A 14916-nucleotide genomic window follows, 5' to 3' on the forward strand; every position below is an offset into this window, starting at 1 on the left:
CCCTCCTCGCACTCGCGGCGGGCGTCGCGATCAAACGCGCCGGCCCGCACCGGACGCCCCCCCGGCCGACCGCGCCGGGCGCGCCGGCGGCGGCGCGGGGGGGGGCGGTTGGCACCCCGCCGCGAACGGAAACCCGAACAAGATGCCCAATAATCCGTTGTCGCGTCAACTGTCGGATATGTAAGACTCGATTACGGCCCGTCGATCCGGCCGCGTCGGCCGTCGCGCACAAGCCCGCCGACAGCGGGCCGGCCGGGACGCGACCGGCCGCCTGCCGATCGCCCGCTGCGCGACCGAATGCTTGCGGATTGATACGGGAAACGCGCCAAGGCTCCTGCCCGACCCGCGCGCGCATGGCCGCGCGGCCGCGAAAAACGCGGCGAGCGGCGACCATGCACGACGCGCGCCCGCCCTCGCCCGCTCCCCGCGTACGCGCGCTCAGTGCAGCTTGACGCGCGGCAGCGTCGTGCGCCGCAGCCAGTGCGCGACCGTGTCGAGCATCATCCGCGGATAGCCGTGCAGCGCCGCGATATGCAACCGGTAGAGCGACATGTACATGAAGCGCGCGAACAGCCCCTCGATCAGCATGTTGCCGCCGATCAGCCCGCCCATCAGGTTGCCGACCGCGCTGAAGTGGCCGAGCGACACGAGCGAACCGAAATCGCGATACGTGAACTCGGGCAGCGGACGCCCGTCGAGCCGGCAGCCGATCGCCTTCAGCAGGAAGCTCGCCTGCTGATGCGCGGCCTGCGCGCGCGGCGGCACGTTGCGCTCGTTGCCGGGCCACACGCATGCCGCGCAATCGCCGAGCGCGAACACGTTGTCGTCGGTGAAGGTCTGCAGCGTGCGGCGCACGTCGAGCTGGCCCAGCTTGTTGACCTGGAGACCGTCGAGATGCGCCAGCACGGACGGCGCCTTGATGCCGGCCGCCCACACCGTCAGGTCCGCGCGCACCGCCTTGCCGCTGGCGGTATGCACGACGCCCGGCGCGACCTCGGTCACGCGCTCGCCGAGCATCAGCCGCACGCCGAGCTTTTCGAGCAGTTCGGCCGTCGCCGACGACACGCGCTCCTGCAGCGCCGGCAGAATGCGCGGCCCCGATTCGATCAGCACGATGCCGACGTCGTGGCGCGGGTCGAGCTTGTGCAGGCCGTACACGGACAGCACCTGCGCCGTATTGCGCAGTTCGGCGGACAACTCGACGCCCGTCGCGCCGCCGCCGACGATCACCACCTGGATACGCGGCTCGGCCGCTTCGCCCGGCGCGGCCTGCGCCGGCGCCGGCGCCGGCGCCTGATGTTCGGCGCGCATGCACGCGGCGATCAGGCGCTTGCGGAACCGCTCGGCCTCGCCGACGGTATCGAGCGCGATAGCGTTTTCCGACGCGCCCTGCACGCCGAAGAAGTGGGTCGTGCTGCCGATCGCGATCACGAGCGTGTCATATTCCAGCTCGCGCGCCGGCAGCAGCGCCTCGCCGTCGCTGTCGTTGACGGGCGCGAGCGTCAGGCGCTTCGCCGCGCGGTCGAGCCCGGTCAGCTCGCCCTGCTGGAACTCGAAGCCGTGCCAGCGCGCCTGCGCCGCATACTCGAGTTCCTGCGTGAAGGGATCCATGCTGCCGGCCGCGACCTCGTGCAGCAGCGGTTTCCAGATGTGCGTCGGATTGCGGTCGACAAGCGTGACGAGCGCACGCGCGGGACGATTGCCGCGTGCACCGTAACGGTCGCCGAGCCGCGTCGCCAGTTCCAGGCCGCCCGCGCCTCCGCCTACGATGATGATCCGGTGCATCTGTTCCCCCCTTTGCGATTCGAAACTGCCATCGCCGGACGATGCGTACGCGATGCATGCGCGCCGCCCGGTGGATTAACCGGTTAGGACATCATCGATGTGCAGTTCGAAGCACTTCGATACGTCCGCCCCGGAACGCGGGGCGTGCCGCCCCCGCATCAATGACATGGTTGACATGCATTGTCCGGGAGCTTGCACGCTGACCACAAGCAAACCATCTCGATATTCAGCATCCCTGCAACAATATGCCGCAGGAATCGGGAGCCGTGCGGCGGTGCGTCAGTGCGCCTCCTCCCAGTTCGCACCGGCGCCCACTTCGGCGACGAGCGGCACCTTCAGCTTCGCCACGCCGCACATCATTTCCGGCAGCTTTTCGCGCACCAGCGACAACTCGCTTTCGGGCACCTCGAGCACCAGTTCATCGTGCACCTGCATGATCATCCGCGACGCCAGCCCGTCGCGCGTGAGCCAGCCGTCCACCGCGATCATCGACAGCTTGATCAGGTCGGCGGCCGTGCCCTGCATCGGCGCGTTGATCGCCGCGCGCTCGGCCGCCTGGCGGCGCGGACCGTTGCCGCCGTTGATCTCGGGCAGCCACAGGCGGCGGCCGAACACGGTTTCGACGTAGCCCTTCTCCTTCGCGAGCGCACGCGTGTCTTCCATGTACTGCGCGACGCCCGGATAGCGGGCGAAATAACGGTCGATATAGAGCTTCGCCGCATCGCGCGTAATGCCGAGGTTCGACGCGAGACCGAACGCGCTCATCCCGTAGATGAGCCCGAAGTTGATCACCTTCGCGATCCGGCGCTGATCGGAATTGACCTCCAGCGGCGTCACGCCGAACACCTCGGCGGCCGTCGCGCGGTGGATGTCCTCGCCCTGCGAGAACGCGCGCAGCAGCGACGCGTCGCCCGAAATGTGCGCCATGATCCGCAGTTCGATCTGCGAATAATCGGCCGACACGATCCGGTGGCCCGGCGACGCGATGAACGCTTCGCGGATCCGCCGGCCTTCGGCCGTGCGCACCGGAATGTTCTGAAGATTCGGATCGTTCGACGCCAGGCGGCCGGTGACGGCCACCGCCTGCGCGTAGTTCGTGTGCACGCGGCCCGTCGCGGGGTTCACCATGCGCGGCAGCTTGTCGGTATAGGTCGACTTCAGCTTCGACAGCCCGCGATGCTCGAGCAGCAGCTTCGGCAGCGGGTAATCCTCGGCCAGCTTCTGCAGCACTTCCTCGTCGGTCGACGGCGCGCCGCTCGGCGTCTTCTTCACGACCGGCAACTGCAGCTTCTCGAAGAAGATCTGCCCGATCTGCTTCGGCGAGCCGAGATTGAATTCGCCGCCCGCCAGTTCGTACGCCTGCGCCTCCAGCTCGATCAGGCGCGTCGCGATCTCGGTGCTCTGCGCCTGCAGGCGCGCATCGTCGATCAGCACGCCCGTGCGCTCCATCTTGCGCAGCACGAGCGACACCGGCATCTCGATCTCGCGATACACGCGCTCGAGGCCCGGCTCGCGCGCGACCTGCGGATACAGCGCGTGATGAAGCTGCAGCGTGATGTCCGCATCCTCGGCCGCGTATTCGGCGGCCTGCTCGAGCGCGACTTCGTCGAAACCGATCTGCTTCGCGCCCTTGCCCGCCACGTCCTCGTACTTGATCGTCTTGACGCCCAGATGACGCAGCGCGAGGCTGTCCATGTCGTGCGTGCGGTGCGATTCGAGCACGTACGATTCGAGCAGCGTGTCGTGCTCGATGCCGTTCAGCTCGATGTCGTAGTTCGCGAGCACCTGCGCGTCGTACTTCAGGTGCTGCCCGACCTTCTTGCGATCGGCCGATTCGAGCCACGGCTTCAGGCGCGCGAGCACTTCGTCGAGCGGAAGCTGCTCGGGCATGTCGGGGCCGCGGTGCGCGACCGGCAGGTACGCGGCCTTGCCCGGCTCGACCGAGAACGACAGGCCGACGAGCCGCGCGAGCATCGGGTCGAGCGAGGTCGTCTCGGTGTCGAACGCGGTCAGCGCGGCCGCGTCGATCTTCGCGAACCACGCGTCGAACTGCGCCCAGGTCTGGATCGTCTCGTATTCGCGGACGAGGTCGGCCGCCACCACCGGCGCCGGCTCGCCTTCCGGCGCATCGGCGCCGCCGCCTTCCGCCGGCGCGCTGTCGACTTCGCGCAGCCAGGTCTTGAAACCGTAGCGCGCGAAGATGTCGCGCAGCAGATCGCGCGCTTCGCCGTCGGTCTTCAGCGACGCCTCGATCGATTCGAGATGCGGCGCGAGATCGCAGGCCGTCTCGACGGTCACGAGCGTGCGGCCGAGCGGCAGGAAGTCGAGCGCGCGGCGCAGGTTGTCGCCGACCACGCCCTTGATGTCGCCCGCATGCGCGATGACGCCGTCGAGGCTGTCGTACTGCGACAGCCATTTCACGGCCGTCTTCGGCCCGCACTTCTCGACGCCCGGCACGTTGTCGACGGTGTCGCCGATCAGTGCGAGGTAGTCGATGATCCGCTCCGGCGGCACGCCGAACTTCGCGATCACGCCGTCGCGGTCGAGCGTCTCGTTGGTCATCGTGTTGACGAGCGTGACGTGGTCGGTCACGAGCTGCGCGAGATCCTTGTCGCCCGTCGACACGATCACGTTCATCCCGTGCCGCTCGGCTTCGCGCGCGAGCGTGCCGATCACGTCGTCGGCCTCGACGCCCTCGACCATCAGCAGCGGCCAGCCGAGCGCACGCACGGCGCCGTGGATCGGCTCGACCTGCAATGCGAGATCGGGCGGCATCGACGGGCGGTTTGCCTTATAGTCGGCATAGAGGTCGTCGCGGAACGTCTTGCCCTTTGCATCGAACACGCAAGCGCTATACTCTGCACTGACTTCCTTGCGCATACGGCGCAGCATGTTGATGATTCCGTAGAGCGCTCCGGTCGGCTCCCCGCCAGGGCCACGCAAATCAGGCATCGCATGGTAAGCCCGATAGAGATAGCTCGAACCGTCAACCAATAGCAGGGTCTTACCTTCCAGATTTCGTTCTTCAGGCATTATGAACAAGAGAAAAGTGATTCCGAGTCTGCGTTCGCTCGCAGATCAAGAACGCGCGACGGCCAAGAAGGCGCGCGCATCGTGGCAGATGTTCACGATTATGGCAGAGTTTATCGAGGCGACCGAGTACCTGTCGGAGATCCGCCCGGCCGTCAGCATCTACGGTTCCGCCCGCCTCAAGCCCGACACGCCGCACTACAAGCTCGCCGTGCAGATCGCGCGCAAGCTGTCCGACGCCGGCTTCGCGGTGATCTCCGGCGGCGGCCCCGGCATCATGGAAGCCGCGAACAAGGGCGCGCACGCCGGCAAGGCGCCGTCGGTCGGCCTGAACATCGAGCTGCCGCACGAACAGGCCGGCAACCACTACCAGGACATCTCGCTGCGCTTCCGCCACTTCTTCACGCGCAAGGTCACGTTCGTGAAGAATTCGGATGCGGTGATCGTGATGCCGGGCGGCTTCGGCACGCTCGACGAACTGTCCGAAGTGCTCACGCTGATCCAGACGAAGAAGTCGCGCCTCGTGCCGATCATTCTCGTCGGCAGCGAGTTCTGGAAGGGGCTGCTGCAATGGTTCCGCGACCAGTTGATTCCGATGGGCCTCATCAATCCGGAAGACATGGACCTGATGCAGGTGATCGACGATCCCGACCAGGTGCTCGATGCTGTGCTCGCGTTCTACGAGGACAGCGGCGAGGAAGAAGGTTCGGACGAAGAAGGCCGCCCGCCGCGGCCCGAAGAAGACCGGATGTTCTATCTTTAAGCCCTCCGGAGCGACAGCCGGCCCGCTGGCCGGCGCACCGCTTCCCGCGCGGCAGGCACGGCTGTCCGGCCGCCTGCCGCGCATCACTTTGTAACGCGCCGTTAATCCCGCTTCGCGGCCGCGCGCCGTCGAATGTCAAATCCGCGCAGCCGTTGCCGCGCGATGCACACGCAATCCTCTGCACCCGTGTTCCGCCATTGTCAAATGACGCGGCTCGATGCCCGCGCACCACGCGCGCCGGCCGCCAACCCGGCGTAATAAACCCGCCTCGCGTTTTCCGTCCCTCGCCAGCACACTGAACGGGTCGGTGCGGCGATCCCCCGGTGGAGCGGTCCCCGTCGCTTCCATCGCGTCGCGCCGGCCTTTTGCAACGACATCACGGAAAACAACATGAAGCGCTCATTGATCGCTCTCGCCTTCACCGGCCTCGGCCTTTCGCTCTCCAGCCTCGCTCACGCCGTCAACGTCGACGTCAACATCGGCACGCCCGCGCCGGTCGTCGTCGCGCCCGCCCCCGTCGCGGTCGCCCCGGCGCCCGCGGTGATCGTCGGCTGGCATGGCGATCGCTACTGGGACGGCCACCGCTACTGGGAGCGCCGCGAGTGGGAAGATCACCAGCGGCACCGCGGTCATGACGATCACGGCTATCGCTGCCCGCCGGGACACCCCAAGAACGGCGAGTGCTGAGCGGCACCGCAGCCGTTCGACGCATGCAAGACCGCCCGTGCGCTTCGGCGCCGGGCGGTTTTTTATTTGCCGACTGCCGGCCGCCCACATCGGCGACCGGTTCGACCGGCAAACGCCCGATGGTAGTATTGCCATTGTCCGAGGCCAATCCCGCCACCCATGCCGCTCATCCGAATCTGGGCTGTCGAACATGCCCTTGCATCCGGCGTCGCCGCGCCGACCGACATCCTCACGGCGGCCAACCATCTCGCATCGAGCGCTCCCCAGGGCCGCGCGACCGCGCCGTTTCGCTGGCGCGTCGAATCGATCGGCGGACGGCCGGTACGCGCGGCCTCCGGCCAGATCATCCCGGTCGACGGCGCGATCGACGGCGGCAGCCCCGCCGATGCGATCTGGCTGACGAGCCCGTTCGTTGCGGATCTCGAGCGGCTGCTCGACCGCCCCGCGTCGCTCGCGCCGCTGTTCGACGCATTGCGCCGGCAACACGCACGCGGCACGCTGATCGCGACGTACTGCACCGGCGCATTCCTCCTCGCGGAAGCCGGCCTGCTCGACGGCCGCGTCGCCACGACGCACTGGTCGAAGGCATCGAGCTTCCGCGCACGCTATCCGGACGTGGCCTTGCGCGCGTCGGACATCCTCACCGAGCAGGACGGGATCCTGTGCGGCGGCGCCGTCACCTCGTATCAGAATCTCGCGCTGCGCGTCGTCGACAAGCTGGCGAATGCGCGCCTCGCCACGTCGGTCGCCAGGCTCATGCTGATCGACATGAACCGCGAATCGCAGGATGCGTTCATCGATCTCGACCGGACGGGCCATCGCGGCCATGACGACGCGACCATCGCACGCGCGCAGCGCTGGATGGAAAAGCATCTGCGCGAACCCTTCAGCCTCGCCCGGCTGAGCGAGCACGTCGCAATGAGCGAACGCACGCTCCATCGCCGCTTCAGGGACGCGGTGGGCGCGCCGCCGCTCAGGTATCTGCAGACGCTCAGGATCGAGGTCGCGAAGCGGCTGCTCGCGGACACGAAGCTCGCGATCGACACGGTGTGCGAGCGCGTCGGCTATGCGGACATCAGCGGGTTTCGGCAATTGTTCAAGCGCGAGACCGGCATCTCCCCCGGCGAGTATCGGCGTCGCTTCACGCCATGATCGCGCGCGGCAAGCGTCGCGCATGATGTCCGGAATGGCATTGCGGAATGGCAGTTTCGCCACTGCGCGTATCGGTATGCGGTCCATACACTGGATTCACGTCGCCCGGCACCGGAGCGACGCCATCTCCAACGAACCAGGACTTCACACCATGCCGATGATCGACGTCTACATCCCCGAAGGTGCGCTCGCGCCGCAAGCCGAAACACAACTGATGGCGGAGCTGACCGACACGCTGATCCGTCACGAGGGGCTCGATCCCGACAATCCGCGCGTACGGGACGTAACCTGGATCTTCGTCCACCGGCCTGCGGCCGTGTATCGCGCCGGCGCGCCCGCGCCCGCGCCGATCTACCGGATCGTGCCGACCGTACCGGAAGGACAGTACACGGACGCCGCGCGCGCCGGGCTGATCGCGGACGTGACCGCCGCCGTCGCGCGTGCGGAAGGCGTGCCGGTCGACGCCGTCGCGACACGCGTGTGGGTCTTGCCAACAGAAATCGACGACGGCTGCTGGGGCAGCCGCGGCGTCGTGCGCCGCCTGCCGGACATCATGGATTACTTCGGCGGCGCGCCGCTGCGGGCACTCGGCGAACAGCGGCTGGCGATCAAGCGGCGCACGGATGCGTTGAAGCTCGTCGATGCGGTGCGCGATTCGCTGCATGAGACGGACCTGGGCGCGTCGCACAAACCGGGCAACGGCGCGGTGCGCTAACGTTGGTTCGCCGTATCCGGGCTGGATGAGTGCGGCGAGAGAACAGCCGGCGCGCTCCGGCAGGCGATACGTCGCACAACGCGATGTGCGACGTATCCGGGGCCGCGGCCGGTATTACTGAAACGCCACTTCCGCAAAGCTCCGCAGCTTGCGGCTATGCAGCTTGTCGAGCCCGTTCGTGCGCAGGATCTCCATCGCCTTCACGCCGATCTGCAGATGCTGGTCGACCTGCCCGCGATAGAACGTGTCGGCCATGCCCGGCAGCTTCAGCTCGCCGTGCAGCGGCTTGTCCGACACGCACAGCAGCGTGCCGTACGGCACGCGGAAGCGGAAGCCGTTCGCGGCGATCGTCGCGCTTTCCATGTCGAGCGCGACCGCGCGGCTCTGCGACAGCCGCTGCACCGGTTCGCGATGATCGCGCAGTTCCCAGTTGCGGTTGTCGACGCTCGCGACGGTGCCCGTGCGCATCACGCGCTTCAGTTCGACACCTTCGAGCTTCGTGACGTCGGCCACCCCACGCTCGAGCGCGAGCTGCACTTCGGCGAGCGCCGGGATCGGCACCCACAGCGGCAGGTCGTCATCGAGCACGTGATCCTCGCGCACGTAACCGTGTGCGAGCACGTAGTCGCCGAGGCGCTGCGTGTTGCGCAGCCCCGCGCAGTGACCGAGCATCACCCACGCGTGCGGACGCAGCACCGCGATGTGATCGGTGATCGTCTTCGCGTTCGACGGACCGACGCCGATGTTGACCATCGTGATCCCGCTGCCGTCCGCGCGCTTCAGGTGATACGCGGGCATCTGCGGCAGGCGCGGCGGCGCGGCACCCTCGGCCGGCTCGCTGCCGAGGTTCGCGTTGTAGGTCACGACATCGCCCGGCTCGACGAACGAGCTGTACTGGCTGCGATACGCGCGCACCTCCGGATCGTCGCTCTCCGTCATCACCGTGCGGCCCAGCTTCACGAACTCGTCGATGTAGAACTGGTAGTTCGTGTAGAGCACGTAGTTCTGGAAATGCGTGGGCGACGTCGCCGTGTAGTGGCGCAACCGGTGCAGCGAGAAGTCGACCCGCGCGGCCGTGAACAGCGCGAGCGGATACGGCTCGCCCGGCGCCGGCTCGAACGTGCCGTTGACGATGCGGTCGTCGAGATACGACAGGTCGGGCGTGTCGAAGATGTCGCGCATCGCGAGCAGGCGGTCGCGGTCGAGCTCGCCCTCGAGGTGGATGCCTTCCGGAAACGCGAAATGGATCGGGATCGGCTGCGACGACACGCCGATCTCGATCTTCACATGGTGGTTCTTCGCGAGCAGGCGCAACTGCTCGCGATAGTAGTTCGCGAAGAGATCGGGGCGCGTGACCGTGGTCTCGAACACGCCGGGGCCCGCGACGAAACCGTACGAGCGGCGCGAATCGACGTGCGTGTTGACGTCGGTGCGGATCCGCACGAACGGGTAGCACGCGCGCACGTGCTCGGTGATCGGCTCGTGGCGGCGATAGCGCGCGAATGCGTCGCGCAGGAAGCCCGTGTTCGTGTCGTAAATGGCGGACAGCCGCGCGACGGCGGCGATCGGATCGTCGAAAGCCTCGACCGACGGGCTTTCGGGGGTCAGCACACGGTGCCGGCGGCTCAAATCGTTCTTCATTGTCATACCCTCGTCTGATCCGACGACATTACCACGGAACCCTGTCGCCCTCATGGCCGCCGCATCCGCACGCGGAGGCCGGAAGGGGCGCAGTATTTGCTAAAATCGCCGGGTTCACTGGAGACTCATCATGAAGCCGCTCATTCTCGTCGCCGCTGCCGCCGCGTTTGCCGCCGCCAGCGTCGCTTACGCCGCCGGCAGCACGCCTGACGCCGACGCGCAGGCCCGGGCCGACGCCAACGAGGCCGCCGGCCTGCCCGATCTCCGTCAGATCAACCGGCCGGGCGCCGAAGTCACGTCGAAAGTCGACTTCGCCGACATCCGCCGCACGCCGAGCTTCCACGAAAAGAGCAAGAGCGGCACCGAAGTCACCGAGTACCGCGACCGCGGCAAACCGGTCGAGATCGACGTGAAGTCGAACTTCGGCACGCGCTATCAGATGAGCTCGACGCCCGACACGTCGCCGAAGCCACACGACGCGGGCGTCCCGATCACGCGCCTGCCGTCGCTGAACCTGCGCTACTGATTCCGTGGCGCGCGGCGCCGGGCGCCGCGCGCCGCCCCCTTCACCTGCTGTCGCGACGCACGCCGCCCGCGTGCCGACACCCTGACCTGACGCATCCCGCATGGCCGTTTTCACCGCTGTTTCCGACTCCGATCTCGCGCAATGGATGCGCCACTACGAACTGGGCGACGTGCTCGCGTTCCGCGGCATTCCGTCCGGTATCGAAAACAGCAATTTCTTCCTGACGACGACGCGCGGCGAGTACGTCTTCACGATCTTCGAAAAGCTCACGGCGCAGCAACTGCCGTTCTACCTCGACCTGATGAGCCACCTGGCCGGCCACGGCGTGCCGGTGCCGGATCCGATCCCGCGTGACGACGGCGCGCTGTTCGGCGAGCTGCACGGCAAGCCGGCCGCGATCGTCACGAAGCTCGACGGCGCGGCCGAACTCGCGCCCGGGGTCGAACACTGCATCGAGGTCGGGCAGATGCTCGCGCGCATGCACCTCGCCGGGCGCGACTATCCGCGCAACCAGCCGAACCTGCGCAGCCTGCCGTGGTGGCAGGAGAACGTGCCGGCGATCGCGCCGTTCGTCACGGACGCGCAGCGCGCGCTGCTGGAAGGCGAGCTCGCGCATCAGGCAAGCTTCTTCGCGTCTGACGATTACGCGGCGCTGCCGTCGGGGCCGTGCCATTGCGACCTGTTCCGCGACAACGTGCTGTTCGCGCACGCGGCGCCCGGCACCGGCCACGACGTGCGGCTCGGCGGCTTCTTCGACTTCTATTTCGCGGGCTGCGACAAGTGGCTGTTCGACGTCGCGGTGACGGTCAACGACTGGTGCGTCGACCTCGCCACCGGCGTACTCGACGTCGCGCGCGCCGATGCGCTGCTGCGCGCGTACCAGACCGTGCGGCCGTTTACGGCCGAGGAGCGCCGCCACTGGAGCGACATGCTGCGCGCGGGCGCGTACCGCTTCTGGGTATCGCGCCTGTACGACTTCTACCTGCCGCGCGCGGCCGAGATGCTCAAGCCGCACGACCCCGGCCATTTCGAACGCATCCTGCGCGAGCGTATCGCGCATACGCCCGCGCTTCCCGAGATCCAAACCGCATGCAACTGATCGAAGTACCCGCCAAAACGGGCTATGTCTGGTTCCGACAAGGCATCTGGCTGTTCCGCCGGAATCCGCTCGCGTTCATCACGCTGTTCTTCACGTACCTGCTGGCGATCACGCTGGTGTCGATGGTGCCGGTGATCGGCTCCGCGCTGCCGCTGGTGTTCATTCCCGGCATCGCGGTGGGCTTCATGGCCGCCTGCCGCGACACCGTGGCCGGCAAGACCGTGATGCCGACGATCCTCATCGACGGCTTCCGTTCGTACGGCACCGTCGCGACCCAGCGGCTGCTCGTGCTCGGCGTGATCTACGTCGTGTCGATGGTGCTCGTGTTCGCGGCGTCGTCCTTCGTGGACGGCGGCGCCCTGTTCCACGTGATGATGGGCGCGGCGGACGAAGCGAGCACGACGCCGGAGGCGCTCGCCGCGCAAGGCACGCTCGGCGCGCTGTTCTTCGCGACGCTGCTCTATCTGCCGGTCGCGATGCTGTTCTGGTTCGCGCCCGTGCTAGTCGCATGGCACGACGTCCCGCCCGCCAAGGCACTGTTCTTCAGCGTCGTCAGCTGCTGGCGCAATCGCGGCGCGTTCATCGTGTACGGCATGCTGTGGTTCAGCGTCGCGCTCGGCACGTCGCTCGCGCTGTCGCTGCTGCTGCAGGCGCTCGGCGCCGGCGCCTATGCGCTGACGATCATGATGCCGGTGACGATCATCATCGTCACGATGCTGTACTGCTCGTTCTACGCAACCTATCGCGGCTGCTTCGGCATTCAGGAACCGGGCGCGACGCCCCCCGCCACGAGCCGTTGACGCGCGGCGCGGCCGGCGCCCGCCGGCGGCTCTCACGCCGCACCCCGCGCCGGGCCGCCGCCCGGCGCAGCCTTCCCGCTCATGCCCCCTCTGGCCCGGCATCCGTCGCCGGTCGCGTGTCGCAGCGCGCCCCTGTTCATCCCGATCTTTTGCGCGCAGAATAATTTGCGTGCAAATTTTTCGCGCGTTCGCCGCGCCTCCCGAATCATGGATCGCCTGCCCCCGCTCCCCCAGACGCTCGACGAGCAACTGTGCTTCGCGCTCTATTCCACCTCGCACGCGATGACGAAGGCGTACAAGCCGCTGCTCGACAAGCTGTCGCTGACCTATCCCCAATATCTCGCGATGCTGGTGCTGTGGGAGCGCGACGACATGGCGGTCAAGGACATCGCCGCGCGGCTGGACCTCGATCCGGCCACGGTCACGCCGCTGCTGAAGCGGCTGGAGGCGCTCGGCTACGTCGAACGCGTGCGCAGCGCGGCCGACGAACGTGTCGTCAACGTGCGCGTGACGCCGGAAGGCCGCGCGCTGAAGGATCGCGCGCGCTCGGTGCCCGCCGACCTCTTCTGCGCGATGCAGCAGACGCCGGATTTCCTGGTCAGGCTGCGCGCCGATCTCCAGCAGTTGCGCGACGCGCTGTCGGCCGCCAACGGCCGCTGACAGCCGGCCTCGGACAACCGGCCCGGCATCGCCGGGCTTTTTCTTCAAAATTTCATTTGCACACTAATGATTTGTGTTCTATATTTTCCCCGTGGCAGGCGACATCCCGTTCGATCCGGCCGCTTTTCTCCCCTTTTTCCGACAGGAGCTGCACGATGAACATTCTGTACAAGACCAGCGCTACGAGCACTGGCGGCCGCGACGGTCGCGCGGTTTCCGCCGACAACAAGCTGGAAGTAAAGCTGGCCGCACCGCGCGAACTCGGCGGCACGGGCGCGGAGGGCACCAATCCGGAGCAGCTGTTTGCCGCAGGTTACTCGGCCTGCTTCCTGAGCGCGATGAAATTCGTCGCCGGCCAGAACAAGCAGGCGCTGCCGGCCGATACGCAGGTCACGGCGGAAGTGGGCATCGGCCCGAACGACGCAGGCGGCTTCGGGCTCGACATCGAGCTGCGCGTGTCGCTGCCGGGGCTCGACAAGGCCGATGCGCAGGCGCTGGTCGACAAGGCGCACCACGTGTGCCCGTACTCGAACGCGACGCGCAACAACGTGCCGGTGCGCCTGACGGTCGTCTGACGCAACGCAGCGCGGCGAATGCAAAAAGGGCGCGTGCGGCATGTAGCCGCACGCGCCCTTCTGCGTGACTCGCCGGATCGGCGGACCGGCCGGCCCGCCCCGCGCTGCTTAGCGCGCGCCGATCGAATACGGGCGGTTCATCGCCGCTTCGCGATCGATCTTGCGCATGCGGAATTCGAGATCGTGGATGTCGGTGGCTTCGGCCAGGTACGCCTCGGCGCGCTCTTTACGGGCCGTTTCAGCGTTCTTGGTCAGCATCAGGAAGAGGTGGCTCAGCAGGTACATGTTCGATCTCGCAATCCAAGGGTTCTTTGACTAGGGTTTTCCCGAATTATAGGGAAAACCCTAGTCCTTGGCCAGCGTCGATCAGACGATGCGTCGTTCGGTCGCCACAGCCCGACGCTGCGCCTCGAAAAAGGCCCAGATCATCGCGCTCGCATCGGGGCCGACCGCCGCATGAAACGGCACGGCTTCGTCGCCGCCGGACCACGCGTGATCAAGCCCTTTCACATGGCAGAGTCGCACCACCGGCTCGCCGTCGCGGCACACGTCCGTGATCTGCGCCCCTTCGTCGTGCGTCTCGACCCGCTCGCCGCCGCGCAGCGCGCCGCGGCTGTCGGCCAGCCCGTTCAGGCGCATGAACTGCACCGCCAGTTGATCGGCATTTTTCGGCGCGACGACGTGGTCGCCGTCGCCCTGGACGATCAGCGCGGGCATGCCGGGATAGGCGCCGGCATCGACCAGCGCGTCGATCGCCGCCGCCGGATTCTGCCGCAGGCCGCGCCGCATCACGTCCATCGCGGTGATGCCGGAGTTCGCCTCGCCGAGCGCGGGGCCCGAATGCAGCGCCACCGCCGCGAAACGGTCCGGATGGTGCAGTGCGAGAAGCGACGCGAGCCCCGCGCCGGCCGACAGCCCCGCGACGTAGACGCGCGACGCGTCGAAACCGCGCTCGTCGACGAGCGCGTCGACGAGCGACGCCACCGCATTCGCCTCGCCACGGCCCGCGCGGTCGGTGTCCTCATACCAGTGCCAGCAGCCGTGCGCATGCGCGCGCAGCGACTGCTCCGGATACAGCACCGCGAAACCGTGCTTGTCGGCCAGCAGGTTCATGCGCGTACCCTGCACGAATTCGTCGACGGACTGCTGGCAGCCGTGCAGCATCACGACCAGCGGCATCGCGCCGCGCCGGCGGCCGGGCGGCACGTAGAGGCCGTACGCGAGATGCTGGACGAGGCGCCCGAGCGCAGGCGCCATCGGATGTTCGCCGCGCGTCCACTCGCCCGCCGCCCATGCGGCGGCGCGCGGCCGCACGCGCGATTCGCGCGGCGGCGACAACTCGGATACGGCGGACGCAACCGCAACCTCGAGCGCGTCGCGCGTAATCCGTTGCGCATCGCGCGTCGCGCGCTTGGCGGCCGGGGACAGCATGCGTTTCACACCGCCCAGCCACACCTTGGTCAGACTTTTGGTCATCGATCGG

The 14916-nt window shown here is 67.6% G+C and carries 14 protein-coding genes; 9 read left to right on the top strand and 5 right to left on the bottom strand.

What is annotated here, in order from left to right; all coding sequences use genetic code 11:
• Positions 1–438 precede the first annotated feature (438 nt).
• Both GQ57_RS24755 and polA read right to left on the bottom strand, forming a co-directional pair.
• A complete protein-coding gene (locus tag GQ57_RS24755; RefSeq protein WP_034199312.1) occupies positions 439–1785 on the bottom strand; it encodes an NAD(P)/FAD-dependent oxidoreductase in 1347 nt (448 codons plus the stop codon).
• 279 nt (positions 1786–2064) lie between these two features.
• On the bottom strand, positions 2065–4818 hold the full coding sequence (gene polA / locus GQ57_RS24760) for a DNA polymerase I (RefSeq protein ID WP_034199313.1): 2754 nt from the start codon (positions 4816–4818) through the stop codon (positions 2065–2067).
• A gap of 1 nt (position 4819) precedes the next feature.
• On the opposite strand from polA, the gene GQ57_RS24765 reads away from it, so the two are divergent.
• The 4 genes from GQ57_RS24765 (at position 4820) to GQ57_RS24780 (ending at position 8132) form a co-directional block, all read left to right on the top strand.
• Positions 4820–5578, top strand: coding sequence for a TIGR00730 family Rossman fold protein (locus GQ57_RS24765; protein ID WP_031399778.1), 759 nt, complete (start codon positions 4820–4822; stop codon positions 5576–5578).
• 390 nt (positions 5579–5968) lie between these two features.
• Complete coding sequence (locus GQ57_RS24770) at positions 5969–6265, top strand: hypothetical protein (RefSeq protein WP_031399779.1); 297 nt, start codon at positions 5969–5971, stop codon at positions 6263–6265.
• A gap of 159 nt (positions 6266–6424) precedes the next feature.
• A complete protein-coding gene (locus GQ57_RS24775; protein WP_031399780.1) occupies positions 6425–7417 on the top strand; it encodes a GlxA family transcriptional regulator in 993 nt (330 codons plus the stop codon).
• A gap of 151 nt (positions 7418–7568) precedes the next feature.
• Positions 7569–8132 carry a tautomerase family protein gene (locus GQ57_RS24780; RefSeq protein WP_034199314.1) on the top strand — a complete coding sequence of 188 codons (564 nt, stop codon included), beginning with the start codon at positions 7569–7571 and terminating at the stop codon, positions 8130–8132.
• Between the two features lie 114 nt (positions 8133–8246).
• On the opposite strand, the gene GQ57_RS24785 is transcribed toward GQ57_RS24780, so the two are convergent.
• Entirely contained in the window at positions 8247–9773 is a 1527-nt protein-coding gene (locus GQ57_RS24785; protein ID WP_034199315.1) for an AMP nucleosidase, read from the bottom strand.
• 130 nt (positions 9774–9903) lie between these two features.
• Here GQ57_RS24785 and GQ57_RS24790 point away from each other — a divergent pair, with 130 nt between their 5' ends.
• The 5 genes from GQ57_RS24790 (at position 9904) to GQ57_RS24810 (ending at position 13433) form a co-directional block, all read left to right on the top strand.
• Positions 9904–10299 (top strand): hypothetical protein, encoded by a 396-nt coding sequence (locus GQ57_RS24790; RefSeq protein WP_031399787.1) that lies wholly within the window; start codon positions 9904–9906, stop codon positions 10297–10299.
• Positions 10300–10399: 100 nt separating this feature from the next.
• Positions 10400–11398, top strand: a complete 999-nt coding sequence (locus tag GQ57_RS24795; protein ID WP_031399788.1) for a homoserine kinase — start codon at positions 10400–10402, stop codon at positions 11396–11398.
• On the top strand, positions 11389–12198 hold the full coding sequence (locus GQ57_RS24800; RefSeq protein ID WP_031399789.1) for a BPSS1780 family membrane protein: 810 nt from the start codon (positions 11389–11391) through the stop codon (positions 12196–12198). Before GQ57_RS24795 ends, GQ57_RS24800 begins: the two co-directional genes overlap by 10 nt.
• 207 nt (positions 12199–12405) lie before the next feature.
• Complete coding sequence (locus GQ57_RS24805; RefSeq protein WP_031399790.1) at positions 12406–12858, top strand: MarR family winged helix-turn-helix transcriptional regulator; 453 nt, start codon at positions 12406–12408, stop codon at positions 12856–12858.
• A gap of 155 nt (positions 12859–13013) precedes the next feature.
• A complete protein-coding gene (locus GQ57_RS24810) occupies positions 13014–13433 on the top strand; it encodes an organic hydroperoxide resistance protein (protein ID WP_031399791.1) in 420 nt (139 codons plus the stop codon).
• 108 nt (positions 13434–13541) lie between these two features.
• Here the strand turns inward: GQ57_RS24810 and GQ57_RS40125 are convergent, their stop codons facing one another.
• Complete coding sequence (locus GQ57_RS40125; protein ID WP_075122957.1) at positions 13542–13718, bottom strand: DUF3563 family protein; 177 nt, start codon at positions 13716–13718, stop codon at positions 13542–13544.
• A gap of 81 nt (positions 13719–13799) precedes the next feature.
• Positions 13800–14909: an extracellular catalytic domain type 1 short-chain-length polyhydroxyalkanoate depolymerase gene (locus GQ57_RS24815; RefSeq protein WP_034199316.1), complete on the bottom strand. Its 1110-nt coding sequence runs from the start codon at positions 14907–14909 to the stop codon at positions 13800–13802.
• Between the last annotated feature and the right edge of the window lie 7 nt (positions 14910–14916).

The organism is Burkholderia sp. MSh2, from assembly GCF_000731655.1.
Classification (GTDB): Bacteria; Pseudomonadota; Gammaproteobacteria; order Burkholderiales; family Burkholderiaceae; genus Burkholderia; species Burkholderia paludis.

Bases quoted from the DNA above. Each gene is read 5' to 3' on its own strand.
- GQ57_RS24755 (WP_034199312.1), bottom strand. From the start codon at position 1,785: ATGCACCGGATCATCATCGTAGGCGGAGGCGCGGGCGGCCTGGAACTG.
- polA (WP_034199313.1), bottom strand. From the start codon at position 4,818: ATGCCTGAAGAACGAAATCTGGAAGGTAAGACCCTGCTATTGGTTGAC.
- GQ57_RS24765 (WP_031399778.1), top strand. From the start codon at position 4,820: ATGAACAAGAGAAAAGTGATTCCGAGTCTGCGTTCGCTCGCAGATCAA.
- GQ57_RS24770 (WP_031399779.1), top strand. From the start codon at position 5,969: ATGAAGCGCTCATTGATCGCTCTCGCCTTCACCGGCCTCGGCCTTTCG.
- GQ57_RS24775 (WP_031399780.1), top strand. From the start codon at position 6,425: ATGCCGCTCATCCGAATCTGGGCTGTCGAACATGCCCTTGCATCCGGC.
- GQ57_RS24780 (WP_034199314.1), top strand. From the start codon at position 7,569: ATGCCGATGATCGACGTCTACATCCCCGAAGGTGCGCTCGCGCCGCAA.
- GQ57_RS24785 (WP_034199315.1), bottom strand. From the start codon at position 9,773: ATGAAGAACGATTTGAGCCGCCGGCACCGTGTGCTGACCCCCGAAAGC.
- GQ57_RS24790 (WP_031399787.1), top strand. From the start codon at position 9,904: ATGAAGCCGCTCATTCTCGTCGCCGCTGCCGCCGCGTTTGCCGCCGCC.
- GQ57_RS24795 (WP_031399788.1), top strand. From the start codon at position 10,400: ATGGCCGTTTTCACCGCTGTTTCCGACTCCGATCTCGCGCAATGGATG.
- GQ57_RS24800 (WP_031399789.1), top strand. From the start codon at position 11,389: ATGCAACTGATCGAAGTACCCGCCAAAACGGGCTATGTCTGGTTCCGA.
- GQ57_RS24805 (WP_031399790.1), top strand. From the start codon at position 12,406: ATGGATCGCCTGCCCCCGCTCCCCCAGACGCTCGACGAGCAACTGTGC.
- GQ57_RS24810 (WP_031399791.1), top strand. From the start codon at position 13,014: ATGAACATTCTGTACAAGACCAGCGCTACGAGCACTGGCGGCCGCGAC.
- GQ57_RS40125 (WP_075122957.1), bottom strand. From the start codon at position 13,718: ATGTACCTGCTGAGCCACCTCTTCCTGATGCTGACCAAGAACGCTGAA.
- GQ57_RS24815 (WP_034199316.1), bottom strand. From the start codon at position 14,909: ATGACCAAAAGTCTGACCAAGGTGTGGCTGGGCGGTGTGAAACGCATG.